Annotated in this window: 27 protein-coding genes and 1 riboswitch; of the genes, 24 read left to right on the top strand and 3 right to left on the bottom strand. The window is 33.1% G+C overall.

Annotated elements, in window-relative coordinates:
• Positions 1 to 35 precede the first annotated feature (35 nt).
• Positions 36 to 2,882: an efflux RND transporter permease subunit gene (locus BHF71_RS04990; RefSeq protein WP_069656567.1), complete on the bottom strand. Its 2,847-nt coding sequence runs from the start codon at positions 2,880 to 2,882 to the stop codon at positions 36 to 38.
• A 559-nt stretch (positions 2,883 to 3,441) separates the two neighbouring features.
• Between BHF71_RS04990 and BHF71_RS04985 the strand changes: the two genes are divergently transcribed.
• The 3 genes from BHF71_RS04985 (at position 3,442) to larE (ending at position 6,065) form a co-directional block, all read left to right on the top strand.
• On the top strand, positions 3,442 to 4,611 hold the full coding sequence (locus BHF71_RS04985; RefSeq protein ID WP_069656566.1) for a leucine-rich repeat domain-containing protein: 1,170 nt from the start codon (positions 3,442 to 3,444) through the stop codon (positions 4,609 to 4,611).
• Between the two features lie 216 nt (positions 4,612 to 4,827).
• Complete coding sequence (locus BHF71_RS04980) at positions 4,828 to 5,085, top strand: hypothetical protein (protein ID WP_069656565.1); 258 nt, start codon at positions 4,828 to 4,830, stop codon at positions 5,083 to 5,085.
• A gap of 182 nt (positions 5,086 to 5,267) precedes the next feature.
• Positions 5,268 to 6,065 carry an ATP-dependent sacrificial sulfur transferase LarE gene (larE, locus tag BHF71_RS04975; protein ID WP_069656564.1) on the top strand — a complete coding sequence of 266 codons (798 nt, stop codon included), beginning with the start codon at positions 5,268 to 5,270 and terminating at the stop codon, positions 6,063 to 6,065.
• Between the two features lie 63 nt (positions 6,066 to 6,128).
• On the opposite strand, the gene BHF71_RS04970 is transcribed toward larE, so the two are convergent.
• A complete protein-coding gene (locus BHF71_RS04970) occupies positions 6,129 to 6,749 on the bottom strand; it encodes a polysaccharide deacetylase family protein (RefSeq protein WP_245683823.1) in 621 nt (206 codons plus the stop codon).
• 204 nt (positions 6,750 to 6,953) lie between these two features.
• Here BHF71_RS04970 and BHF71_RS04965 point away from each other — a divergent pair, with 204 nt between their 5' ends.
• The 21 genes from BHF71_RS04965 to ribH all read left to right on the top strand — a co-directional run bounded on the left by BHF71_RS04965 (position 6,954) and on the right by ribH (position 24,814).
• The gene (locus BHF71_RS04965; protein WP_069656563.1) at positions 6,954 to 7,961 is read left to right on the top strand and encodes a glycosyltransferase; all 1,008 of its coding nucleotides are present in this window, start codon (positions 6,954 to 6,956) and stop codon (positions 7,959 to 7,961) included.
• Positions 7,962 to 8,044: 83 nt separating this feature from the next.
• The gene (phnD, locus tag BHF71_RS04960) at positions 8,045 to 8,965 is read left to right on the top strand and encodes a phosphate/phosphite/phosphonate ABC transporter substrate-binding protein (protein WP_069656562.1); all 921 of its coding nucleotides are present in this window, start codon (positions 8,045 to 8,047) and stop codon (positions 8,963 to 8,965) included.
• Between the two features lie 31 nt (positions 8,966 to 8,996).
• Positions 8,997 to 9,746: a phosphonate ABC transporter, permease protein PhnE gene (phnE, locus tag BHF71_RS04955; protein ID WP_069656578.1), complete on the top strand. Its 750-nt coding sequence runs from the start codon at positions 8,997 to 8,999 to the stop codon at positions 9,744 to 9,746.
• Entirely contained in the window at positions 9,747 to 10,499 is a 753-nt protein-coding gene (phnC, locus tag BHF71_RS04950; RefSeq protein WP_069656561.1) for a phosphonate ABC transporter ATP-binding protein, read from the top strand.
• 106 nt (positions 10,500 to 10,605) lie between these two features.
• On the top strand, positions 10,606 to 11,214 hold the full coding sequence (locus tag BHF71_RS04945; RefSeq protein WP_069656560.1) for a class I SAM-dependent methyltransferase: 609 nt from the start codon (positions 10,606 to 10,608) through the stop codon (positions 11,212 to 11,214).
• Positions 11,215 to 11,363: 149 nt separating this feature from the next.
• Complete coding sequence (locus BHF71_RS12470) at positions 11,364 to 11,585, top strand: glutaredoxin family protein (protein ID WP_281179263.1); 222 nt, start codon at positions 11,364 to 11,366, stop codon at positions 11,583 to 11,585.
• Positions 11,586 to 11,908: 323 nt separating this feature from the next.
• A complete protein-coding gene (locus BHF71_RS04935; protein WP_069656559.1) occupies positions 11,909 to 12,871 on the top strand; it encodes an ATP phosphoribosyltransferase regulatory subunit in 963 nt (320 codons plus the stop codon).
• A complete protein-coding gene (gene hisG / locus BHF71_RS04930) occupies positions 12,868 to 13,506 on the top strand; it encodes an ATP phosphoribosyltransferase (RefSeq protein ID WP_069656558.1) in 639 nt (212 codons plus the stop codon). The genes BHF71_RS04935 and hisG overlap by 4 nt, the downstream gene beginning before the upstream one ends.
• Entirely contained in the window at positions 13,499 to 14,788 is a 1,290-nt protein-coding gene (hisD, locus tag BHF71_RS04925; protein ID WP_069656557.1) for a histidinol dehydrogenase, read from the top strand. Before hisG ends, hisD begins: the two co-directional genes overlap by 8 nt.
• 2 nt (positions 14,789 to 14,790) lie before the next feature.
• A complete protein-coding gene (hisC, locus tag BHF71_RS04920; RefSeq protein WP_069656556.1) occupies positions 14,791 to 15,849 on the top strand; it encodes a histidinol-phosphate transaminase in 1,059 nt (352 codons plus the stop codon).
• Positions 15,830 to 16,408 carry an imidazoleglycerol-phosphate dehydratase HisB gene (gene hisB, locus BHF71_RS04915; RefSeq protein WP_069656555.1) on the top strand — a complete coding sequence of 193 codons (579 nt, stop codon included), beginning with the start codon at positions 15,830 to 15,832 and terminating at the stop codon, positions 16,406 to 16,408. Before hisC ends, hisB begins: the two co-directional genes overlap by 20 nt.
• Entirely contained in the window at positions 16,409 to 17,011 is a 603-nt protein-coding gene (gene hisH / locus BHF71_RS04910; protein ID WP_069656554.1) for an imidazole glycerol phosphate synthase subunit HisH, read from the top strand.
• Entirely contained in the window at positions 17,008 to 17,727 is a 720-nt protein-coding gene (gene hisA / locus BHF71_RS04905) for a 1-(5-phosphoribosyl)-5-[(5-phosphoribosylamino)methylideneamino]imidazole-4-carboxamide isomerase (protein ID WP_069656553.1), read from the top strand. The genes hisH and hisA overlap by 4 nt, the downstream gene beginning before the upstream one ends.
• The gene (gene hisF, locus BHF71_RS04900) at positions 17,709 to 18,467 is read left to right on the top strand and encodes an imidazole glycerol phosphate synthase subunit HisF (protein WP_069656552.1); all 759 of its coding nucleotides are present in this window, start codon (positions 17,709 to 17,711) and stop codon (positions 18,465 to 18,467) included. The genes hisA and hisF overlap by 19 nt, the downstream gene beginning before the upstream one ends.
• A 35-nt stretch (positions 18,468 to 18,502) precedes the next feature.
• Positions 18,503 to 19,147, top strand: coding sequence for a bifunctional phosphoribosyl-AMP cyclohydrolase/phosphoribosyl-ATP diphosphatase HisIE (hisIE, locus tag BHF71_RS04895; RefSeq protein ID WP_245683821.1), 645 nt, complete (start codon positions 18,503 to 18,505; stop codon positions 19,145 to 19,147).
• A gap of 161 nt (positions 19,148 to 19,308) precedes the next feature.
• A complete protein-coding gene (locus BHF71_RS04890; protein WP_069656551.1) occupies positions 19,309 to 19,506 on the top strand; it encodes a cold shock domain-containing protein in 198 nt (65 codons plus the stop codon).
• A 116-nt stretch (positions 19,507 to 19,622) separates the two neighbouring features.
• Positions 19,623 to 21,020 carry a degradosome RNA helicase CshA gene (gene cshA, locus BHF71_RS04885; RefSeq protein WP_141705331.1) on the top strand — a complete coding sequence of 466 codons (1,398 nt, stop codon included), beginning with the start codon at positions 19,623 to 19,625 and terminating at the stop codon, positions 21,018 to 21,020.
• A 75-nt stretch (positions 21,021 to 21,095) separates the two neighbouring features.
• A riboswitch (FMN riboswitch) is annotated at positions 21,096 to 21,236 on the top strand.
• A gap of 118 nt (positions 21,237 to 21,354) precedes the next feature.
• Complete coding sequence (ribD, locus tag BHF71_RS04880; protein ID WP_069656550.1) at positions 21,355 to 22,443, top strand: bifunctional diaminohydroxyphosphoribosylaminopyrimidine deaminase/5-amino-6-(5-phosphoribosylamino)uracil reductase RibD; 1,089 nt, start codon at positions 21,355 to 21,357, stop codon at positions 22,441 to 22,443.
• 12 nt (positions 22,444 to 22,455) lie between these two features.
• Positions 22,456 to 23,112, top strand: coding sequence for a riboflavin synthase (gene ribE / locus BHF71_RS04875; RefSeq protein ID WP_069656549.1), 657 nt, complete (start codon positions 22,456 to 22,458; stop codon positions 23,110 to 23,112).
• 21 nt (positions 23,113 to 23,133) lie between these two features.
• The gene (locus tag BHF71_RS04870) at positions 23,134 to 24,327 is read left to right on the top strand and encodes a bifunctional 3,4-dihydroxy-2-butanone-4-phosphate synthase/GTP cyclohydrolase II (protein WP_069656548.1); all 1,194 of its coding nucleotides are present in this window, start codon (positions 23,134 to 23,136) and stop codon (positions 24,325 to 24,327) included.
• 25 nt (positions 24,328 to 24,352) lie between these two features.
• Positions 24,353 to 24,814 carry a 6,7-dimethyl-8-ribityllumazine synthase gene (gene ribH, locus BHF71_RS04865; RefSeq protein ID WP_069656547.1) on the top strand — a complete coding sequence of 154 codons (462 nt, stop codon included), beginning with the start codon at positions 24,353 to 24,355 and terminating at the stop codon, positions 24,812 to 24,814.
• Between the two features lie 40 nt (positions 24,815 to 24,854).
• On the opposite strand, the gene BHF71_RS04860 is transcribed toward ribH, so the two are convergent.
• A complete protein-coding gene (locus BHF71_RS04860) occupies positions 24,855 to 26,063 on the bottom strand; it encodes an MFS transporter (protein ID WP_069656546.1) in 1,209 nt (402 codons plus the stop codon).
• Positions 26,064 to 26,402 lie beyond the last annotated feature (339 nt).

The following is a 26,402-nucleotide window of genomic DNA, read 5'->3' as shown; positions in this document are numbered from 1 at the left end:
AGGCACCGTTCCAAACGGTGCCTTACCTATAAATATTAAATATTATCTGATATGTTTCTAATATATTTTGGCTTTAATATAAGTGTAAATGCTGGCAGAACAACTAGTGTAAATATAGCACTCACTAATAAAGCTAATGCTAATAATCCTCCAAAGCGTTGTAAATGCTGACCTGCTGCAAACAGCAATACTGCAAAACCAACGCCGACAGATAAAGTATTAATAATTATTGCAACACCTGTAGTCTGTAAGGTATTTTTCAATGCCAATAAAATATTATTTGAGCTTTCAATTTCGTTCTTAAACCGCGAAGTAAAATGAATTGCATAATCTATTCCTAATCCAATGGATATACTGGCAATCATAGCGGTAAATGAATCTAAGCCAATTTTTAAATAACCGATTACTCCAAAGTTTACGAGAATGGTTAATATAATCGGAAGAACGCCGATTACACCTGTAATTACTGATCTAAATATTAACGAAAGTAGTATTAATACAACTATCAACGCTAAAAATACACTCTTAATTTGGGTTGGTGTTAGTTCATCTTCCATTTGTTTTAATACAGTTACCATTCCTGTTTGCGTTAACTTAATATTGGTTTCTCGTTGTGGTTTGACATTTACATTCAAAGTATCAAATTCTTTCTTGTTGATAATTAAATATGGTGAACGGGCATCCCATAAACTACCTTTCAACTTTTTGATAAGTAACTTATCCTCTGAAATATCCCTCGGGATTATATTTTTAAGCTCTGAGAATGCTTTGTCGATATATATACTCCCAATTTGAGTATTGATCATTTCTGCCAAATATCCTGCTTTTTCTTCATTAATTATTCCTTTCAAATTAGGAGATAAAGCAAGAGATTGCATTATTACCTTGCCATTTATCGGTCTTTCTGATGCCTGATCAACTAACATACCTAATATATTTAGTTGCATATCACTTGGCATCTTAGTCGATAAACCAGGCATTAAATCAGTAATTTGATTTTGTAACTTATTCATAATTTTAATTTTCATTTCGTCAGATACGCTATTCTGCTTCATTGCATTTTTAACGATCGTATTTATCCGATTTTTTTCAACTGTTATGTTATTAGCTTTCAAATCCCACAATATATTATTTGTTACATAAGCAATCTTCTTGTTTACTAAGATCTTTTTGTCCTTTTCTGATAGATTATTATTCAGATCTATCATAACCCATTGGCCATTATTCTCTTCGATAAAATTATTGATCTCATTTACGGAGGAAGACATATCTGCCGTTGCCATCGTTCCAACTTTTCCTGTTATCAGGAACTCTTCATTATTAAAGTCAATAATCCCGTTTAACATATCTTGTTCTTTTAACAATTTCCAAATTTTATCTAGGGTATTTACGTTATAGGGAATTGTATAACGCTCTGTAATCCGGTAATTTGTTTCACTAAAAATATCTGACACAGAACTCGCTAGGCTAATCTGGGGCAAGGTATTAATGTACTTACTTGTTTTTTTCATCACTTCTAAAGTTATTGGATCATCAGTTTTACCCTTAACAGTTATTTGTGCAAATAAAGAGCCAGAGAATTCATTCCTTAACATTAATTCAGCTTTATATGGTTCACTATCTTTTGCAAAACATAAACTCCAATCAACGTTTTTAACGATCATTGGTATGCCTAACACAGAAATCAACGTCACAATACCACTTAAAAGAATAACTGTTTTACGACGATAATATATAAAGTCTCCTAATTTATCTAAGGCACCTATGTTACCTAACTGCTTTTTACTAGTTGATTTTACTTTATCCCTAGTAAACATCATCATCGGAGGTAGCAGAACAAATGTAACAACTAAAGCTAGAAAAACGCCAAGGGTAGTAACTAAACCAAATTGACGAATGGTAGTAAAGTTTGATGTTGCTAATGAAGCAAAACCGATCATAGTTGTTATTGTTGTAAGTATGATCGGAGCTCCCATCTCTTTCATACTATCTTTAACAGCCTCTTTGGTTGAAAGACCATCATTTTTAAGTTCATAAAAACGTCTAAGTATGTGAATTGCGTCCGCACTTCCCATGGCCACTAGTATTATTGGTACAATTCCCGATAATATATCTAGAGGTATCCCAAATAAACTTAAAATACCAATCAACCAGATCGAACTAATCGAAACCACCAATAAAGGCAATATCATTCCAGATATACTGCGAAATCCAATATATAAAATTGTTAGTAGTAAAACTAACATTACAGGTAAAAGGTACATTAAGTTATCAACAATTGTAGTTTGAAACGCACTCATCATAAAAGGCATTCCACCGAAATAAACCTTATCAGGGGTAGATGATATTTCTTTTGTGATATTATTGATACTATCTGCGACCTTAATATGGTTAGCATTCGGGTCAAAGCTAATAAGAATAACTGAAGCAGTATTATCTTCATTTACGAAATTACCTTTAAAAAATTCTTGTTCCAAAATATAATCTTTATATTTCTGAATCTCTTGAATATTTTGGGGCAGAGGTCTTTTTGATATTGCTTCAAGATTGTTATTATTACTATCTACTGCATCTACAATACTGACTACCCTGAGAACGCCTTCAATTTTTCTATAGCTATTAGCCAAATTCTTAATTTCTTGAAGGTTTTCTAATGTGAAAATATTATCTTTTTTGACAATTGCAAAACCTAAATAATTGGAGCCAAAAGTATTACCAACTCTGTTAAATTCTTCAACAATAGGATCGTCTTCAGCCAGATAAGTAGAAAAATCCGTATTTAATTTGACTTTAAGAATGAAAAAAGAAAAGAGCAAAGTCAGGGCAGCAACAAAAACGATAATTGTTTTCTTTTTTCTGATTAGAAAATCATAAAAACGCATTTAATATCCCCCACTTTTTGTTTTGATGAACTACTAAGCAACAACATGTTTCATGCATTATATTTAATTCATAATGATTTCCCCCTTCAAATATTGCTTTTTCATGACGTATATTAATGTTCAGGTTTTATGAAAATCAAAGCGTAGTCTTGATTATCTGTTTCAATTTTTTGAAATGGTACATGATTAGAAAATGTGATGGGATGAGTCGGTTAATTTTGATATAATTATATAACGAATAAAGGGTACCCTGGTATGGTATACTATAGGAAAATAATAACATAAAACACTTAAAAATTCAATATACCTAGCTAGTTGAAGCAAAAAACTATCCCCTAAACCAGGGAACCCACTTCTAAGTAAAGCGAAAGTGGGTGGTGAATTGCTTTTTTTATTTGCGTGCCCAGCAAGCCGTTAATTACTAGTTGGTGAGAGTCCAACCTGAGTAAGTGCCAAGACGTTCAGTAAAAGAAAAAGATGAAAAAGATGAAGGAAAAAAAGGAAAAATATTTAAATCAATAAAAGAGGGGTTATCAATTGTGATATAAGGTGGTGTAATATGAATAAAAAAATGGTATTTAAAAGTTTCATAATCTTTGTTACCTTAATTATCATTGGAACCATCATTTATATCTATGGCAATGGCTTACTTTATAAAGATGAAGCTATTCCACAACCACCAAAAGCTTCTATTGAAAGTGGCAATTATGATAAAAAAATAAGAATAGAGTTTACGAATGTAAATGATTCCAAACCTACAACCAATTCATTAAAATACACAGGTTCGATTCAAATCAATGAAGGAATCAGAATATTGGTAACATTTGAAAATCTAGAATTCGAGAAAATCATAAGGGAAATAATTAATAAGGAAGAAGGGGAGATTTATCAAAGTGATCTTGATGATATTACAGAAATAGTAATAACTAGGGAAGGAAATTTAAATAATTTAAACTCAAATGACTTAAAATGGTTCTCTAATTTAAAATATTTTACTGTTAATCATCAAAAATTTACAGATATAAGTGGTATAAAGGTTTTAAATAAGTTGGAGTGGTTAGATCTAAGCTATAATAATATTAGTGATCTTACGGGACTAAATGAACATGAATTTCCAAAACTAGAGTATTTACATCTTAATAATAATAAAATTAAAGATATCACTCCTTTAAATAAATTAAAAAATGTGAAATATTTGGTTCTCAGTAATAATCAGATTGATAATATAGAATCATTAGGTATATTGTCTCAATTAGAAGATCTAGAATTAGATAATAATCAAATTGAAGACATAAGCATTTTAAGTAAACTGACTAATTTAAAAGAATTGCGGCTTAATAATAACAAAATAATAGAAATAAATGCTATAAAAGATCTAAATAATCTAGAATATCTGTCAATAAATAACAATAAGATAAAAGATTTGTATCCTTTAAGTAATTTAAAAAAATTATATACGTTATCATTAGAAGGAAATGAAATAACTGATATAGCAGCATTGAGTGATTTAAATTTATATCAATTGTATTTAGGGAAAAATCAAATAAATGATATTAAACCCTTGGAAAAATTAGAGTACCTAGAGAAGTTAAGTATTAATAATAATAATATAAGTGATATTAGTGTAATAAAGAAATTGCCGAGTTTAATTGAGCTAGATATAAGAAACAACCCGATAAATGATTACAGCCCATTAAATGGTAAGGAATACTTAGAACTTAAAAGATAAAAATTAACTATTCTATACATAATATTTCATTTTTTTTATTGTAAACACTCTTAACTTAAGGAATCTGCCTTCTTGGAGGATATAACTGTAGCAGGTCAACACGCATTAGCTAATACATAATATGGTCTTGGAGGTTTTTGCTGATATTACGTTGAAGACTTTCATAATAATCTAAAAATTGTAGATAAGATTAATTTGGTGATTAGGAGTTTTAATATGTGGATATGTAATCATCTTAAACCAATTATTGATCACGAACTAAGTAAAGGAAATAAAATACAAGAAATCTCAAAAGGTTGGTCTAATGCTGTTTTAGTAATAGACTTAGAGAAAAGGATGGATGTACAATATGAAAGATCAGATATGAATTTAAGTGAATATGTAAAATACTGGGAAAACAAAGATTCACACTATCCTTTGCAAAAAGGTTTTTATTGTGAAAAATGTAAGCATTCTATAGCTGGACCTTATTAAAAATTAAATAATTTTTTATTTCCATTAATATAAATTGAGGTGTGATTCTCTATGGGTGTAAAACTTAATCCAAATAAATTAAACGAGTGGACTATACTGGGTTATACTATTTAATGGAAAAGCATTAAAATCAAGTTTTGCATGGTGTCTACAAATATACAACAATATGGGGGAGAAACAGAATGATTGAACAAAAATATCATGAATTACGTAAAATATTAGCTGAAATGGGGAGCGTTGTTGTTGCATTTTCAGGAGGGGTTGATAGTACTTTTTTATTAAAAGTTGCTCTTGATGTTCTCGGAAATGATCAGGTTCTTGCAGTAATTGCTGATTCAGAGTCTTACCCTCAAAGAGAATTGGATGAAGCAAAACAACTTGCAAGTTTCCTAGGAGCTAGATTCGAAATCATAGAGATATCAGAATTATCGCTTCCAGGATATAAAGAAAATGACGAGAACCGATGCTATTTTTGTAAAAAAGGTTTATTCGAACGGATTAAACCAATACTGGTCGAGCAAGGTTTTAAAAATTTAATTTTTGGTTTAATTGCTGATGACCTAAGTGAGTACCGTCCAGGATCACAAGCGGCAAAAGAATTGGGTGTTAGAGCTCCGCTACAAGAAGCAAATCTTTTTAAAGATGAAATTAGAATGCTTTCTAAGCAGCTAAACTTACCAAACTGGGATAAACCATCAATGGCATGTTTATCCTCACGAATTGCTTATGGCGAAGAAATCACGATGGAAAAACTACAAAAAGTGGAAAAAGCCGAAGAATTCCTAAAGGATCTTGGCTTTAGACAAGTTAGGGTCAGAGTGCATGGGGATATTGCTCGAATCGAAGTCTTGTCTAATGATATTCCAAAATTGGCTTTTGAACACTTGAAAATATCGGAAAAACTCCAAAAAATCGGTTTTAAATTTGTTGCATTGGATTTAACCGGATATAAAAGTGGTAGTATGAACAAGTTATTATAAAAATAAAAACTTCATCAATGGATGAAGTTTTTGTTTTAAAGATTTAATGGTGCTAATAACAATCTATTTTTTAGCAGAGTTAGGTAAAACTCCAAAAGCATAACCTTGAGTTTTAATAGATCGGATTAATTCCATTAAGATATTTGATGTCTGCTCTAGTTCGTGTAGTAAAATGATCGCTCCATCTTCAAGATTGGTAACAACATTTTTTACGATCGTTTCTGGACTGTTTTTCAGTTTCCAATCTAGTGAAGCTAGACTCCACATAACGGTAGTTAAATTTAGCTGTTTAGCTGCTAAAAGCGTTTCTTGATTATATTGACCAAATGGAGGACGAAAATAAACAACTGGTTTACCCGTTATCTCTTCGATTTTTTGTATACTTTTTTTAATTTCTCGGAATTGTTCTTGGTAGCTTAATTTTGTTAAATTGGGATGTTTAAAAGAGTGGGTTGCAATAATATGTCCTTCATCTAAGACTCTTTTCCATGATCTTTTTGAATGTAACAAACGAGCTTGCCAGAAAAACATTGCTTGAATTTTTTCGATTTTTAAAATATCAAGGATTTTGTCTAAATTCCTGCTTGGACCATCATCGAAAGTTAAAATAATTTTCTTTTCTCTAGATTTAGGAATGAGTTGATAAGCATTGGAAATGACTCGTTGATCTTTGGAGTCGTACACGACTTCGTCAGTTATAACTCATGGGTTTTTCACTTCTAATCCCCACCTTCCATTAACGTTTGCTCCATACAATAAGATATGGTTATGATAGCAGGCAAATAACTTAAAAACAAGCTAAAATTTACATTATTTTGCTATATTAGCACATTGGACTATTGACAATGTATTGTACTACAGAGTATACAATGATAGAGGTGAAAAATAATGAAAGTTGCTTTAGTCACGCCGTTTTTCCACCAACAACGTGGAAATACGGTGACTGTTAAACGAATAGCATCGGGATTAAGCCATTTAGGCGTATCTCCCAAAATATATTCATTAACTAATGAAAATACGTATCCAAGTATCGAAAATGTTGATCTAGTGCATGGGTTTAATGCATTTTATTTTTATCGGTTTTGGAGGCGAAAGGGAATAAATCGTTCACCATATATTGTAACTTTAACCGGTACAGATTTAAATCACGCATTATTTGATGAGGATAAACGAAGCTATATTATTTATTCGCTAGAAAAGGCAAAGGCTATTCATGTTTTCAATCAAGAAGCTAGAAAAGTCTTAGTACAAGAAGTCCCATCGGTTACAAATAAAATCTTTGTGATTCCTCAGGGTGTAACTTTTTTTTCTAATATATATAATGAAAAATTCCAAAAAGAAAAGGACACTTGTTTGTTCTTACTACCGGCTGGGATTCGAAAAGTTAAGAACATTTCATCAGCAATTACTATGTTAGGAAAGCTACATGATAGTTATCCGAATATACGTTTATGGCTCGTTGGTCCCATAATAGAAGATGATGAAGGAAAAAAAATTTTTAACCTAGTTGATAAAAATTCACATTGGATTCGTTATTTGGGTCAAATAGATCATGAAAAAATGGGAGAAGTATACTCACAGGCAGATATTGTGTTGAATACTTCATTGTCAGAGGGGCAATCATCAGCACTACTAGAAGCAATGTCGTTTGGGATTCCGGTAATAGCGGCAAACAATCTCGGGAATAGGAGTATCGTTTTTCAAGGGAAAAATGGATACATCTATAACAATGAAAGTGATTTTATTAAGTATGCTCTTAAACTAATGAAGCATTGTAGAATGAGACAAATGTTAGGAGAAACTGGAAAACGCTTTGTATTAGACAATCATTCTGCTAGTACTGAGGCGGTTAGACTATTATCTATTTATAATCAAGTACTACAAACTAATTCCTAAGGCAAAGTAAGATTAATATAGGTGTCTGATACATCATCGAAGAATAAGTGAAGCTAATATAAAAAAAGGGGGATTGAAAGAGGATGAAACATTTATTCTCATTTAAAAATATGCTATTAGCTATTTTTTTGGTAATATTAATATTTTCTTTGACAGCGTGTGGTAATAATTTAGATAACGACAATTCTAGTGAACAAAATGCGGTAAACGAAAAGCCTTTTAAAGTAGGGGTTATACCGGCACAAAATAAAGGTAATATGGAACGAGCAATGGATAAATTAGAAAATGTTTTAGCTAAAGCCCTTGATCGACCAGTGGAAATTAATATTTATTCCGACTACCAAGGTGTCGTGTTAGCAATGAAATACAATAAAATTGATATGGCTTACCTAGGACCACTAACTTATGTTCAAGTAAACAATGATACAGGTGCACAAGCCATAGTTACTCAATTGATAAATGGCGAGCCTTTTTATTATTCGTATATCATTGTTCCCAAAGATTCGCCATTAAATTCTATTGATGATTTAGTGGCACGTAGCAAAGAACTAAATTTTGCTTTTGGGGACATAAATTCAACTTCAGGTTCTTTAATTCCAAGTATCCAGTTTAAGAAGTTAGGAGTTTATATTGATCAAGAAAATCATAAGTTTAAAAATATTACCTTTACCGGGTCTCATGATATTACCGCTCTAGCTATTCAAAATAAAAAATATGATGCTGGAGCAATTGATAGCGCTATTTTTAACCAACTCGTTAAAGATGGAAAAATTGATGGTGAAAAAATAAAAGTTATTTGGAAATCAGAAAAACTATTCCAATATCCATGGGCAGTGGTGAAGCAAACGGACTCTGAGACAATTAAAAAAGTTCAAAATGCTTTTCTCTCCATAAAAGATCCTGATATATTGGATGTATTTGGAGCTACAGGATTTACACTAGCAAAAGATAGCGATTATGATGCGATTAGGAAAGCTGCTAAAGAGACCGGACGTTTGGATTAGTCTTAAAGAATGAGGGATAAAATTGATTAAAATGAGTTGGAGAACTTTTGTCTATTTTTTATTAATAATAGTTGCTATCTTTTTTAGTATTAAGGATGCACAGTTGAATTTTATAGATATAAAAGATATTTCTAACACTATTGAATTTTTGGGCCAACTTTGGCCCTTTGATTATTCAATGATCGGTCATGCGATCTCTGAAACTTTAATTACGATGGAAATCGCTTTTTTAGGAACATTTTTTGGTCTTATAATTGCCTTTCCATTAGCTTTTTTAGCGGCCATCAATACTTCTCCAAATTTGGTAATCTATAATGGAATTCGAACGGTTTTGACCTTCTTGCGTTCAATTCCAGAATTGGTTTTAGCTTTGATCTTTGTCCCAACATTTGGTTTAACACCGTTGACGGTCATTATTGCAATCTTTATTCACAATATTGCTGTGTTAGGAAAGTTAATATCTGAATTAATCGAATCGGTTGATCCAGGACCACAAGAAGCAGTTGCATCGACCGGAGCGAGAAAGATATTACTTGCATTATATGGTGTCGTCCCACAAATCATCCCAAATGTTTTATCACATTATTTTTATCGGTTTGAAGTAGGTATAAGGTCATCAATTTTATTTGGAGCAATTGGTGCTGGGGGGATTGGCGATGTGCTTTTCCTTCATTTTAAAACCTTCCAATACAGTGCAGCTGCTGTTGATGTATTAATAATTATGCTCATAATTTTAATAGTAGATTATATTGGGGTTTATTTACGATCGAGGGTGATTTAGATGTTAAAAATTATCAATGTCACAAAGAAATATCCAAAGTCAGAAGCAGCAGCGATTAAGAATGTTAATTTACAGATTAAAACAGGTGAATTTATTGGGATTTTAGGTCGGAGTGGAGCAGGAAAATCAACCTTGATACGTTGCATAAATCAATTAGTCAGACCTACTTCAGGTGAAGTAATATGGAATGGTAAAAATATTACTGAGGTTGAGGGACGAGAATTGTTAAAAGTTCGATGTGATATAGGTATGATCTTTCAAAATTACAACCTTATTAATCGGGTTGATGTTTTAACAAACGTCCTTGTTGGTAAATCTTCCAAAATAGCATTTTGGCGACATGTTATTGGTGTGTTTCCTAAAGATAAGATCAACCAAGCACTTGAAGCACTAGAACGTGTGGGGATAAAACATTTAGCTTACCGAAGAGTTGATGAACTTAGTGGCGGACAACAACAAAGGGTAGCGATTGCAAGGGTATTGATGCAAAATCCCAAATTAATACTAGGTGATGAACCCGTTGCGAGTTTAGATCCAATAACAACGATTATGATTATGGACTTCTTAAAGGAACTTCATGAAAAAGAGAAGATTACCATGATTATTAATCTTCATAATGTTGAACTTGCTAAAAAATATGCTACAAGGATTATAGGAATCAATGATGGCCAAATTGTATTTGATGGTTTACCTGAACAGTTAACTGATGATATCATAAAAAAAATTTATTTGTCTGAAAAAGATTTTGTTTAATTTTACTTCGGTTTTTCATGAATTCTTCACAAATTTGTAATATAATTCACTAAAATTAAGGTTATGTTATTTAGGGTCCTCACTAACCTAATAAAGGAGAATGAATATGGATAATCAAACAGAACTAACCAAAAAAAGATATAACCGTATTTCAAAGATATATAATCTAATGGATCAAATGATAAAAAAAGAGTTACGTATAAATCATTTATCCGGACTTAAAGGAAAAGTTTTAGAAGTTGGAATTGGAACAGGTAAAAACCTAGCTTATTATCCAAAAGATATTCATTTGACTGGAATCGATTTTAGCCCGGGAATGTTACGTTTTGCAAAGGAGCGAATTAAGGATGTTGATTTTCCAGTTGAATTGATTGAAATGGATGCTCAGTCTTTAGATTTTGATGATAATACCTTCGACTATGTTGTTACCACTTGCGTTTATTGTTCGGTACCGGATCCTATCCAAGGTTTGAAAGAAATGCGGCGAGTTGTAAAACCTGATGGGAAGATTATAATGCTTGAACATATGCGAAGCGATTCTCCTATTCTTGGTTTTGTTATGGATGTCTTTAATCCATTGGTTGTACGAATGAGTGGAGCGAATATTAATCGACAAACTACGGAAAATATTAAGAAAGCTGGTTTGATCATCGAGAAAGAAGAAAGGTTAATGGGATCAATATTACGACGCTTTGTAATTAATCCAAACAAATAGGTTAAAAGTGTTACGTGTTCTTTCTGTTGAAATGATGATTATTTTTTCGTTATAATCATTACATAAATCATTGTTCGAAAGGAGATACTAAGATGGCTAAAGTAGAAATTGAGATTTTCACAAGACCTACCTGAACTGATTGTCAAGCACTGAAAGAGTTTCTTTCAGAGAATAAGATAGAATATAAAGAGAACGACTTAAGTAAAAATCCTGAAAAGGAAGCAGAGATGAAAAAAATAACAGGAAATATTATTGTACCAGCAATTTTACTGAAAAAACCTGCCTTACTAGGATTACGAAAGAAAAGAAAGGTATTTATTGGCTTTGAGATAAATCAGGATGAAATTAAACGCGAGATTTTTGGTAGTTGACAAAAAATTATTGAGATGTTACCATGTTCTTGACGTTTTATTATATTATCAGACTAAAGTGATTATCGGCTTGTTATTACCGATTTTTAGAGGTGGCTATTATGATAGCAAACAATTTTGTACAAGTTTATTTCCAATTTCATCACCATCATAGATTCAAGGGTTTGTAATAATGAGCTATTGTAGTATAGTTCATAGATACAAGCCCTAGTATCGTTACTTAATGTTAGGGCTTGTATCTATGGTGGATTATATAAAAAAGCCATGTAGGTACTAAGCCTATATGGCTTTTTTTAATTTAGATTGAAAAGGACGGGATAAAAATGGAGTTCATCAAAATTGAAGACGAGATAAATTATTCAAAGAAAAGGTTTCAGCTGAGTAGAGAAATTGAAGATCTTTTTATTGAAAAGAGCTTTTCACCAATAAATCCAACTCTCTTTGAAGACTATGAAAGCTTTATTTCAGTAAATAAAAGAGTAAAAGAAGAGTCAGTTGTGAAGTTTATACATGGGGCAAAAATCTTAGTATTGAGACCTGATATAACAATGAACATAATCAAGAATATAATTCCAAGGTTACAAGATAACGCGAAGCTTAAAATATTTTATAATGCAACGATTTTTAAGAATTTCGCAAATTTAAATATTAAAGAAGTTAGGCAGATGGGAGTTGAGTATTTAGGAGAGTCGTCAATAAATGCAGAAAGAGAAGTAATTGAACTAGCTTTAAAAGTATTAAAGAAATATAGTGATGATTTCATTTTAGAAATTGGAAACAGCAAATATTTGAATGGTCTATTTAATGAACTGAAAATAAGTAGAGAAGAAAAAGATAAGTTAAAAAATTTAATTTACAAAAAAAGTAAGTTTGAGCTAATTAATTACCTAAAGACTTTAGGATTACCGGAAGAAAAAAATGAAATATTAATAAATATTTTTAGACTTCAAGGTAGCATCAATGAAATAACAAATCTTGCTACAAATTATTTTATGAATGAAGAAATGATGCAAGCTATAAATGAATTAATAACGATAAATGATTTTTGTGAAAAAAATGGATTATTAAAAAACATTCACTTTGATTTATCGATGATTACCGAACTTGATTATTACGAAGGGATTATTTTTAAAGGTTTTTATCCTAGTTCCAATAGTGAGATTATTAGTGGTGGCAGGTATGATGCATTGACCAAAATATTTGGCAAAAAGGTCCCAGCGATCGGATTTTCGGTTGATCTTGATGAATTAGTCAGAACTTTTTACGTTAGAGGTGAAAATTCATGAACTATTTAACGATAGCACTTGCAAAAGGTAGATTAGGTAATGAAAGTATCAAAGCATTTCAAAAGATTGGACTTGGAAATTCCATAGATCCGACTTCAAGAAAGCTTATTTTTTCTGATAAGGAAAATAACATTAGTTATATATTTGTTAAGCCATCTGATGTTGTGACATATGTTCAAAATGGAGTTGCTGATTTAGGGATAGTTGGTAAGGATATTCTTTTAGAAAGCAATGCAAATGTTTACGAAATTCTAGATCTTGGTTTTGGAAAATGTAAATTTTCGATTGCCGGAATAAAAAACCAAGGTATTTACCGAAAAGATGAGGTTTTGAAGGTTGCAACTAAATATCCAGAAACAACCAAACAATACTTTAAAGAGAGACAACAAAAAATTGAGATAATAAAGTTAAATGGTTCGGTAGAACTAGCACCATTAGTTGGGCTTTCTGATGTGATAGTTGATTTGGTCGAAACGGGTAATACATTAAAAGCTAATGGACTTCAAGTTATTGAAGATATGTTTGACATAAGTGCTAGATTAATTGTTAATAGGGTAAGTTACCGCTTCAAATACGACCAAATACAAAATATTGCTGAAAAATTGGAAAGGAGCTTAATGAAATCCGATGATTAATGTTACTGAAACCAAAACAGATATGGATGTTATAAATAAAATAATGTCAAGAAATCAGATTGAATTTGAAGAAATTAATCGTATAGTTGAAGAAATTTTAGCAAATGTGAAGAAAAATCGCGATGATGCCTTAAGGGATTATACCTTAAAGTTCGATAGAGTCGAAATTGAAAATTTTTTAGTATCGCAAGCTGAAATTGATGAAGCTTTTAATAATATTGATCAAGGATTGAAGGAGGCTCTCTTAAACGCTAAAAAAAATATTGAAAAGTATCATGAAAAACAATTAATACAATCCTATTATCTAAAAGAAGGAAAAGATATTATCTTGGGGCGCCTTGTCAACCCAATAGAAAAAGTTGGTATTTATGTACCCGGTGGTAGTGCTGCTTATCCTTCAACTGTACTGATGAATGCAATACCTGCTAAAATAGCGGGAGTTGAAGAGATAATAATGATTACCCCGCCAGGAAAAGATGGTAAAATTAAAGATTCTATCCTTGTGGCGGCAGCTATTGCTGGGGTAGATAAGATATTTAAGGTCGGTGGTGCTCAAGGAATCGGGGCATTAGCATTTGGCACAGAAAGTATACCGAAAGTTTCCAAAATCGTTGGCCCAGGTAACATTTATGTGGCGATGGCCAAAAAACGGGTATCTGGATATGTTGGTATAGATATGATAGCGGGCCCAAGTGAAATCCTTATCATTGCTGATGAGATGGCAAATGCAAAATTTATAGCTGCAGATTTAATTTCTCAAGCTGAACATGACGAAATGGCGGCATCGATATTATTAACAGATTCTCGAAATTTGGCAGAAAAAGTAGTTGAGGAACTAGCAAAACAAGTTGAAAAACTTGAAAGAAAAGAAATTATAAATAAATCCTTAAATAATTATGGCGCGATTATTATTACGAGCAATTTAGAAGAATCGATTGAAATAGCAAATCAAATCGCACCTGAGCATTTAGAGATACTGACTGAAGATCCTTTTGCTGTTGTAGAAAAGATCAAAAATGCTGGAGCAATCTTCCTTGGTGAATTTTCTCCGGAGCCGGTAGGTGATTATTTCGCCGGGCCTAATCATACTTTACCTACTAGTTCGACAGCAAAGTTCTCTTCACCATTAGGGGTCGATGATTTTTTAAAAAAGACTTCTTTGATTTACTATAGCAAAGAAGCGTTGAAAGGAATAAAAGAATCTGTTATACAAATCGCAAATGATGAGGGGTTAACTGCACATGCTAATTCTGTCAAAATTAGATTTGAAGAGGAGGTGTAACTATGACCCAGGTAAAGGAAAGCTTAATCAATTTCCGAGGATATAAGTCGAAGCAGGTTCCCTATAAAATTAGACTTAATGCCAATGAAGGAAAAAATATATTATTGGAGGACATTATTCGAGAGGGTCTCCAATTTAATGAAGAAATTAATTTGAATTTTTATCCTGATAATGATGCTACACTTTTGAAAGCGGAGATAAGTAAGTATATAGGGGTTAGCCCGGCTAATATTGTCGTTGGTAACGGTTCAAGCGAAATGATTGAATTAATAATAAAAACTTATGTTGATAAGAATGAAACGATTTTATCTGTTGTTCCAACATTTAGCATGTATGCGGTATTTAGTCAAATTTATTCTACAAAATTTGTAGGCGTTGAAAGTAATGAAGATTTTTCAATCGATATAGAAAAATTAATAGATAAGGCTAACGAGATAAATCCAAAAGTTATAATATTATGTAATCCAAATAATCCAACAGGAAATTTATTACCAACTAGAGACATAAAAAAACTTTTAGAAAACACCAATTCATTAGTAGTTATCGATGAGGCCTATATGGAATTTGCTTCTGGTTCAATGGTTGAAGAGATATCCAATTATGAAAACCTAATAGTGCTTAGAACATTATCAAAGGCCTTTGGCCTGGCTGGTATCAGGGTGGGATATTTGCTAGCTAATCAAAAAATTGTAAACATTATTGATCAAGTTAGATCTCCATATAATTTGAATGTTATGTCACAATGGATTGCGACTAAAGCTTTGAAAAATAAGGAACGAGTCATTGCTTATATTGAGGAAATTAAACTGGGAAGAGAATTTTTATATAATAAATTAAAAGAAAATGGAATGAAAGTATTTAAATCACACGGTAACTTTCTCTTGTTTTATTCAAATATCGATAATTTAGGCCAAAAACTTGCCGAGAAAGGTATCCTAATCAGAAGTTTTGCTAATGAGTTGGCTGGTTATTATCGTGTGAGTGTCGGTGATAAAAGTGAAAATCAAGCATTTATAAAAGCGATAGAGGAGATAACAAAAAATGAGAAAGGCAAAAATTGAGAGAAAAACTCTTGAGACGAATGTTTCAGTAGAACTTAATATCGACGGAAATGGGAATTGTGATATTGATACGGGAATTGGTTTTTTAGATCACATGCTCACATTGATAGCCTTCCATGGTTCTTTTGATCTAAAAATAAAATGTTCTGGTGATTTGCAAGTTGATGATCACCATACAGTTGAGGATATTGGATTAACTTTTGGAGCAGCATTCGCAGAAGCCTTAAAAAATAAAAAAGGGATTAAGAGATATTCCAGTTTATATATCCCAATGGATGAAGCATTGAGTTTAGTTGTTGTAGATATTAGTAATCGACCTTTCTTGCAATATAATATTAATTTCACAAGGGAAAGATTAGGAGAGATGGATACTCAAAATTTTAAAGAATTTTTTAAAGCTTTCGTTAGCGAAGCTAGAATAACCCTTCATATTAATCAAATTTATGGAGAGAACGATCACCATAAAATCGAGTCAGTTTTTAAAGGATTTGCTAGGGCGTTAAGAGAAAGTTCAGAAGTTATATCTGATAATATACCGTCATCAAAGGGGGTTCTTTAATTGAATATAATTATCGATTATGGATTAGGAAATATTGGTTCGCTTGAAAAAGCTTTCAATTCATTGGGAATAGAAACAAAGGTTTCAAGTAACCTTGATGAGATAAAAAATGCTAATTCAATTATCTTACCAGGTGTTGGAGCGTTTAGAGATGCAATTAATTCATTGAATGATATGAACTTGATACCGGCAATTAAAGAGCATGTGGACCAAGGTAAATACTTATTGGGTATTTGTTTGGGAATGCAATTACTTTATGAAAAAAGCTACGAAAATGGTGAATTTGAAGGCTTAGGCTTAATTAGCGGTAATGTAGAAATGTTAGATATTGATTTAAAAGTCCCACATATGGGATGGAATAATCTCAAGTTTGCTAAGAATGATGAGATCTTAAAGTACATTAAGGAAGACGACTATGTATATTTTGTTCATTCTTATTATGTGAACTCAACAAATGAAGAACTGATAGCCTATACTGAGTATGGCAAGATTATTCCTTCGATCGTAAGAAAACAAAATGTTTACGGTATGCAATTTCACCCCGAAAAAAGTGGACAAGTTGGGCTAAATTTACTAAAAGCATATGGGGAATTGATAAAATGATAATTTTTCCAGCGATTGATATCAAAGAAAATAAGTGTGTTAGACTTTCTCAGGGGGATTTTGATCGGGTTAAAATTTACGCAGATGATCCACTTGCTATGGCCCAAAAGTGGAAAGAACAAGGTGCGGAGTATATCCATCTAGTAGATCTTGATGGTGCACGAACTGAAGAAATAGTTAATAAACAGACGATCGAAAAAATAGTTAATAATATTGGATTGCCTATCCAAATCGGTGGTGGCATTAGGGATGAAAAAAGAGTTCAAGAATTACTAAATTTAGGCGTTGATCGCGTAATTTTAGGTACTATTGCTGTTGAGAACAAAGAACTTTTAAAAAGTTTGGTTTCTAAATACCAGGAAAAAATCGTTGTTTCTATCGATGCTAACGATGGAAAAGTGGCGATCAGAGGTTGGGAAGTTGTCAGCGATATTAATTCAATTGATTTTTGTTTAGAGCTTGAAGCAATGGGTGTCAAAACGATAGTATATACCGATATAGCAAGAGATGGAATGTTAATGGGTCCTAATTTTGCAATCTATAAAAAATTAGCGGAAATGACATCCTTAAATATTATTGCTTCAGGAGGAATAAGTTCGCTTGAAGATTTAAAGAAACTTAAACAGATGAATATTTATGGAGCAATTGTCGGGAAGGCACTTTATGATAATCGAATTGATTTGCAGGAGGCGTTAAAATGCTTACAAGAAGAATAATACCATGTTTGGACGTGAAGAACGGTAGAGTAGTTAAGGGGAAAAAATTTGCGAATATTGTTGATGTTGATTCGCCGGAAGTTTTAGGTAAGCATTATAGTGACGTTGGTGCGGATGAACTTGTATTCTATGATATAACAGCTTCAAATGAAGAAAGAAAAATCTCTTTAGAATTTGTATCAAAGGTTGCGCAAAATATTAATATCCCATTTTGTGTTGGCGGTGGAGTCTCGTCAATTGAGGATTTTACAGATATTTTAAGAAGGGGAGCAGATAAAGTTTCAATTAATTCATCTGCTGTTAAAAATCCGGAATTAATTAGAGAGGCTTCATTAAAATTTGGTGCACAGTGTGTCGTTTTATCGATTGACGCTAAAAGAAATGAACAAGGTTCTTGGAGTGTATATATAAACGGTGGTAGAAAGAAAACGGATTTAGATGCTATTGAATGGGCTAAAAAGGGCGTTGAACTTGGAGCTGGTGAGATCGTCGTTAATAGTATTGACGAGGATGGAATGAAAAATGGCTACGACCTTGAATTATTAAAAAAAATCACTGATGCAGTGAATGTTCCTGTCATTGCTTCAGGTGGCGCCGGTGAGATGTCAGATTTTTATAATGCAATAGCATACGCTGATGTTGATGGAGTGTTGGCAGCTTCAGTTTTCCATTTTGGCGAGATCAAGATAGAAGAGCTTAAAAGATATTTAGCTTCAAAAAACATCGAAATCAGGCTTTAGGATTTCTCATTGCTGATTAATAATTTAAGAGAAAGGTGGGAAATACCCTGGATATTAATAAGATAATTTCCGAAATTAAATTTGATGAAAAAGGATTAGTCCCAGCGATAACTCAAGATGTAAAAACCAATAAAGTATTGATGCTTGCTTACATGAATGAAGAAGCTATTAAGAAAACTTTAGAAGAAAAAGTTGTTCATTATTTCAGTAGAAGTAGGCAAAAGTTATGGAAAAAAGGAGAATCATCTGGTAACATTCAAAAACTACAAGGTTTTTCCTATGATTGTGATCATGATACGATTCTGTTATTAGTCGATCAAGTGAATGTAGCCTGTCACACGGGTGAATACTCTTGCTTTTTTAATGAGGTTATTCGAAGTGAAGAGAATAACAAAGATATTTTAACAGACTTATATAAAATTATTGAGGGAAGAAAGGAAAACCCGAAAGAAAATTCCTACACAAATTATTTGTTCGATAAGGGATTAGATAAAATATTGAAAAAAGTTGGAGAAGAAACAAGTGAGGTAATAATAGGAGCAAAGAATAAAAATAAGGAAGAATTAGTTTATGAATTAAGCGATTTGGTATATCACCTATTAGTTTTAATGGTAAATGAAGGAGTTACCATTGCTGATATTAAGAAAGAATTAGCAACTAGAAGGGATAAAATTAAATAAAAAATTTGCATTTTTTTCCTGATGTGATATGATTAAAAAGTTAAAAATGCAATGGATTACAAAGAACGATTTTACGGCCTCTTGGTTAAATGCTTTAGGACGGAAGATATTGTTCTGGTTTTCAGCATTTTAGCAATAATTTTTTTAAGGAGGCCAATAAGATGGTTGGTAAAGTAAAATGGGTTAATTCTGAAAAAGGTTTCGGTTTCATTGAGCGTGAAGATGGAGACGATGTTTTCGTTCATTTTTCAGCTATCCAAAGTTCTGGATTTAAGACTCTTGAAGAGGGCGAACGCGTTGAGTTTGAAATTATCCAAGGAAACCGTGGAGATCAAGCTGCAAACGTTGTTAAATTATAATAAATAAAATAATTGTAAAAAGGAGTAGGCATATTCCATAAAATTAGGAATAATGCCTCTTTTTTTGGAGATTTTATGATATATAAGAGAACAAAATAAAAGGAGTATGATAGTAGTTGGTAATATTTAATGATTTTAAACTTAGTCATCAGGTTATTCAAGCGATAAGCCAGATGGGATTTGAAGAAGCTACGCCAATTCAAGAAAAAGCAATTCCTATTGCGATGCAAGGATTAGATTTGATTGGCCAAGCACAAACAGGTACGGGAAAAACGGCTGCATTTGCTATTCCAATGATAGAAAATATTGAGGATCAACAGGCTCAAATTCAAGCAATTGTTTTAACTCCAACTAGGGAATTAGCAGTTCAAGTAGCAGAAGAAATAAATAAAATTGCTCAGTATAAACAAGTTCGTGCACTACCGATATATGGTGGTCAAGACATTAATCGTCAGATAAGGGCATTGAAGAAAAAACCGCAGATCATAGTCGCTACTCCAGGTCGCTTTATGGATCATATGCGGAGGAAAACAATTAGACTTAATGCTATCAAGATGGTTGTGCTTGATGAAGCGGATGAAATGTTAAACATGGGATTTATTGAAGATATTCAACTGATTTTAAGTGAAATCCCTGCTGACAAGCAAACTTTGCTTTTCTCTGCTACGATGCCGAAGCAAATCCAAGAGCTTGCTAAAAACTTTATGAATGAACCTGAAGTAATCAAAATTAAAACAAAAGAAGTGACGGTTCCTAGTGTTGAACAACATTATATAGAAATGCGTGAAAAACAAAAATTTGATGTTTTATGTCGACTGTTAGATATCCAATCTCCAGAGTTAGCTATCGTATTCGGCAGAACAAAACGGCGAGTTGATGAATTATCTGAAGCTTTAAATAAACGAGGATATAGTGCTGAAGGCATACATGGTGATTTAAGCCAAGCAAAACGCGACAGTGTACTTAGAAGATTTAAAGAGGGAACTATAGAGGTATTAGTGGCAACTGATGTTGCAGCTAGAGGGTTAGATATTAGTGGAGTAACCCATGTATATAATTTTGATATACCACAAGACCCAGAAAGTTACGTACATCGAATAGGCAGAACTGGTCGAGCTGGGAAAATGGGATTAGCGATCACTTTTGTTACATCTCGTGAGATAGACTTATTAAGGTTAATTGAGCGAGTAACAAAACGGAAGTTAGAGCGTCGTTCAATTCCAACCTTGGCTGAAGCGATTGAAGGTCAGCAACGTTTAGTTATCGAGAAGATTTTTAACGTTATTGAAAATGACGATTTACTTAAATATAAAGCAGTGGCAGAACAATTACTTGAGGAAGTAGATTCAGTAAAAATAATTTCTGCAGCGATAAAATTACTGACTAAAGAACCTAATACAGAACCAATAAAGCTCACTGCTGAATCACCTATTCGACTAAAAAATAAAAAACATGAATCTAAAAATAAATCGATTAGAGTTAAAAACAAAAGAAAAAGAGGTAAAAAAAAATAAACTTCAGCTGTAAAGAAATATAGAAACATTCGAAAATTTTTAGTATAATGATCATGAAGAATTGAATAAGATTAATTATTCCTTCGGGGTCGGGTGAAAGTCCCTACCGGCGGTAATCAAGTTATTGTAGTCCGCGACCCAATTACTCGGTTGTAATTGGTTGATTCGGTGCGATTCCGAAACCGACAGTTAAAGTCTGGATGGGAGAAGGAAGATGCTAGTAGTGTGTCGTCTGTTGGATAACGACGTTGGTGTCGCTATGTCTTTTGGAATTTGATCCCTGAAGTATTGTGCTTTAGGGATTTTTTTATTTTAAGATTAAAGGTGGGTATTCATGAACGATCAATATTTTATGCAACTAGCAATTGATTTGGCTAAAAAAACTAAAGGACAAACATCACCTAATCCAGTTGTGGGAGCTGTAGTAGTAAAGGATGGCAGGATTATTGGCATGGGTGCCCATTTAAAAGCTGGTGAAGCTCACGCAGAAGTTCAAGCGCTTAATATGGCTGGAAAAGAAACTAAAGGTAGTACAGTTTATGTAACCCTTGAACCTTGTAGTCACTTTGGCAAGACACCACCGTGTGCAGCTAGGCTCGTTAAGGAACAAGTTAAACGGGTTGTTGTAGCAATGCTTGATCCCAATCCTTTGGTTTCGGGTAATGGGATCAAAATACTTGAGGATGCAGGAATTGAAGTAGATGTTGGTGTGTTAGAAGCTGAAGCTAAAAAGTTAAATGAAGCGTTTATCAAATACATCACCAAACGAATGCCATTTGTAACCGTTAAAACAGCAATGACCCTTGATGGGAAAATAGCAACATATACTGGAAGTAGTAGGTGGATAACAGGTGAGTTGGCTCGGGAGTACGTACATCAGTTACGTCATGAACATGATGCAATAATGGTGGGTAGTGGAACAATAATTAAAGATAATCCTTCATTGACAACCAGAAGAGAAGTAGAAGGACTAAATCCATTAAGAATAATTGTTGATTCTAGGTTAAGTATACCATTAGAAGCAAAAGTAATAACTGACAAACAAGCCGTTACGTGGATTTTTACCTCTAAAAAAGTGGATAGAAACAAGCAGAAGAAAATTGAGGAATTCGGGGTAAAAGTAATTGTTACGGAAAGCGAAGAAAAAGTTTGCTTAGTTGACGTACTAAAATATTTAGCTAGTAACCATGTAACTTCACTTTTAGTTGAAGGTGGGGCTACACTCATTGGAAGTTTATTTGAACAAAAATTAGTAGATAAATACATTTCCTTTATTGCTCCAAAACTAGTTGGAGGTCAAGAAGCACCATCAGTAATCGCTGGAAAAGGGATTGCTAATATGCATGATGCATTATTGCTAGATAACGTTACCTTTGAACGTTTCGGGGAAGATTTTTGCATTACGGGATATCCTAAATATTAGAAGGTGATAATGATGTTTACAGGCTTGATTGAAGAAGTAGGTAAAATTAACAAAATCGATAGATCGGGCAATTCAATGGTCTTAACAATTGAAGCAAAAGATATTTTAGCTGATGTATCGCTTGGTGATAGTATTGCAGTCAATGGTATTTGCTTAACTGTAACATCATACAATGACAATTTTTTTACTGTTGATGTAATGCCCGAGACGATGAATAAGTCAAGTTTAAGTGAAGCAAAAATTGGCACAGTAGTAAATTTAGAAAGAGCAATGACTCCTAATAAACGTTTTGGAGGACATTTTGTTGCCGGTCATGTCGATGGAGTTGCTACACTTTTAGAGAAAATAAAACTAGAAAATGCTATTTTGTTATCGTTTAGAATTGATCAATCCTTAGCAAAATATCTTGTTCCAAAGGGTTCAATAGCGATTGACGGAATAAGCTTAACGATAGTTGATGTATCTCTTGAACAATTTTCTGTTTCAATTATTCCTCATACGTTACAAGCAACTAATCTTGGCAGAAAGCGAATCGGTGATTTAGTAAATATTGAAGTAGATATGATAGGGAAATATGTGGAAAAGGCAGTTATGAATTTATTAAACGGAGGTTCAATAAATACGGGCAAGATAACGGAAAACTTCTTAAAAGATAATGGTTTTTTTTAAGAAAGCTGAGGAGGAATAATTATGTTTAATACAATCGAAGAAGCAATTTCTGACTTGAAAGCCGGTAAAGTTATTATCGTTGTTGATGATGAAGACCGTGAAAATGAAGGAGATTTTATTGCACTTGCCGAGAAAGTAACACCCGAAATAATTAATTTTATGATTAAAGAGGGGAGAGGGCTTGTTTGTGCACCAATCACTGAGGAACGCTCAAAGGAGCTTGATTTACCGCCAATGGTTGTCCAGAATACAGATAAGCATGGAACGGCTTTCACAGTCTCAATTGATCATATAAGCTGCACAACTGGTATATCTGCTTATGAACGTGCGTATACAGTACGTGCTTTGATTGATTCCCAAACAAGGGCAAGTGATTTTCGAAGACCAGGGCATATTTTTCCGTTGGTAGCGAAAAAAGGTGGAGTATTAAGAAGAGCAGGCCATACAGAAGCTGCTGTTGATCTAGCAAAATTGGCTGGGGCATATCCTGCTGGGGTAATATGTGAGGTTATCAATGAAGATGGTACGATGGCTAGAGTACCAGAATTAAATAAGATAAAAGAAAAACATAATTTAAAAATGGTTACTATAGCGGACTTAATCAAATATCGCAATAAATTGGAAAAACTTGTCCATCGAGAAGTTGAGGTGAAGCTTCCGACAGAATACGGTGATTTTAGAGTATTTGCCTATACGAACGATGTAGACGATAAGGAACATTTAGCTTTAGTAAAAGGAGAGATACTTTCTGACCAGCCGACTTTAGTTAGGGTTCATTCTGAATGTTTAACAGGAGATATTTTCGGGTCATATCGCTGTGACTGTGGACCTCAATTACATGCGGCATTAAGACAGATCGAAGAAGCGGGTAGTGGAGTTTTACTTTATATGCGTCAAGAAGGCAGAGGTATTGGTTTAATAAATAAATTACGAGCATATCAGTTACAAGATCAAGGATATGATACGGTTGAAGCAAACAATAAGCTAGGATTTCCGGCCGATTTGCGAGATTATGGAATAGGTGCACAGATCTTAAAAGATCTTGGGGTGCGTAAAATAAAATTATTAACAAATAATCCTCGCAAAATCAAAGGTTTAGAAGGGTACGGTTTAGAAATTGTTGAACGGGTACCTCTAATTATTGAACCAAATCAAAACAATTTACGTTATTTGGAGACTAAAAAAAGTAAACTTGGGCATTTATTGAATTTATAATTTTTAGTTAAAGGAGAAGATAATTATGGTAGTTTATGAAGGAAAATTGGTTGGAACAGGATTAAGAGTAGGGATTGTTATCTCGAGGTTCAATGAATTTATAACAGGCAAATTATTAAGTGGTGCTAAAGATGCTTTAATCAGACATGGAGTTGAAGAAAATGATATTGAGGTTATGTGGGTACCAGGAGCTTTTGAGATACCTTTAGCTGCAAAAAAAATGGCTCAAACTAATAAATATGATGCGGTAATTACTTTAGGTGCAGTAATCCGAGGTGCAACACCACATTTTGATTATGTTGCCTCAGAAGTGGCTAAAGGAGTGGCAGCTGTTAGTTTGCAAGCGGATATTCCAGTTGTTTTTGGAGTATTAACTACTGATTCAATTGAACAGGCGATCGAAAGAGCTGGAACAAAGGCAGGAAACAAAGGATTTGAGGCGGGAGTTACGGCAATTGAGATGGCAAATTTACTAAAGCAATTATAATTAATTAGCCCACCAGATGGTGGGCTAAATTTTTAGTCAATTAAACATTTTTTGTTTCTTTTCCGACAAACCACAAGACGATTACTCCAGCAAAGATGGCAATTGTAAAGATCAAAAAGATATTTTGATAGGCCACTTCATTGGCAATTAAAGCACCTACTAAAAAAGGAGCAATAATACTACCTATGCGACCAAAACTTGCAGCTGCACCGGAACCAGTTGCTCTGATCATTGTTGGGTAGTTTTCAGGAGTATATGCATAAAGCCCCCCCCAAGCTCCCAAATTGAAGAAAGATAATAGTGAACCCCAGATTAATAGCTGATTTGCCACATCACTAGCACCAAAAAACCAAGCACTAATTGCTGTACCGGTTAAAAAGGTAATCAATACCGGTTTTCTTCCCCATTTTTCTACTAGATATGCAGCTGTAAAATATCCTGGAACTTGTGCTAAGGTCATTAATAGGACATATTCAAAAGAGCGAATCATAGTAAACCCTTTGCCAACTAGAACTGATGGTAACCATAAAAACATTCCGTAGTAGGAAAAAGCAATAACAAACCAAATAGTCCAAAGCGTGATCGTTTCTCTACTATACTTAGTAAATAGATCTCGTACAGTGAAGTTTTCATTAATAATAGCTTGTCTGTCGGATTTTAGATTTTTTGTTTCTAAATAAACAGGTGATTCGGGAACTTGTTTACGAATTACAGCAGCATAAATTGCTGGCAGTCCGCCAATTAAAAGTGCAATTCGCCATCCATAATCACTACTAGGAATAACAAAATAGGCCATTAATGCTGCAATAATCCAACCTAAAGCCCAAAAACTTTCTAGCAAAACTACTGCTCTACCTCGTACATTTTGCGGAGCGTGTTCACTTACTAAAGTGGAAGCTACTGGCAATTCAGCTCCAATTCCAAGTCCAATGATAAAACGAAAAACGAACATTATTGCAAACGTGGTAGCCAAGGCACTACCAGCTGTAGCTATCCCAAATACCAATAATGTATAGATGAAGACTGGTTTTCTGCCATATTTGTCTGCTAACGTCCCACCTAAAGTAGCACCAATAGCCATACCAACTAAATTAATTGTCCCTAGCCATCCCTTTTCAACAGGGGTTAAGCCCCATTGATTGGCCAAAGCAACCATAATAAAAGATAACAAACCAACATCCATTGCATCAAAGGCCCAGCCTATCCCCGCGACACCAATTAGCTTTTTATATTGATTATTGTTACTCATTTCAACACCTCACAGCTTATGTATATATAACTGTCTTTACACTTATCATTCTATTATAAAAAAATAATTAAATCTACCATCTGTTTAATAAAATTTTTGGCTCTTCGCCATCTAGTATTGGTATTAGAAAATACGAATAGGTTAATAGATGTTTTTACCTTACAGCCTTTTCATAGTTTCTCTATCAAGACTCAACCCGTCAAGGAGAGCGCTTGACTGCCTGAGCCTTGATAGAGGATGTTCAATTAGGCTGTAAAGGAAATAAAATAACCTAATGAGGTTTAACATTAATATCTAACTTATTAGCAGTAGCATAAATCATGTAAATAAGATTGTTAA

It is taken from the genome of Vulcanibacillus modesticaldus (assembly GCF_001730235.1).
GTDB lineage: Bacteria > Bacillota > Bacilli > Tepidibacillales > Tepidibacillaceae > Vulcanibacillus > Vulcanibacillus modesticaldus.
Note: the sequence above shows the minus strand (reverse complement) of the source record. Positions and strands in the feature narration are given on the sequence as shown.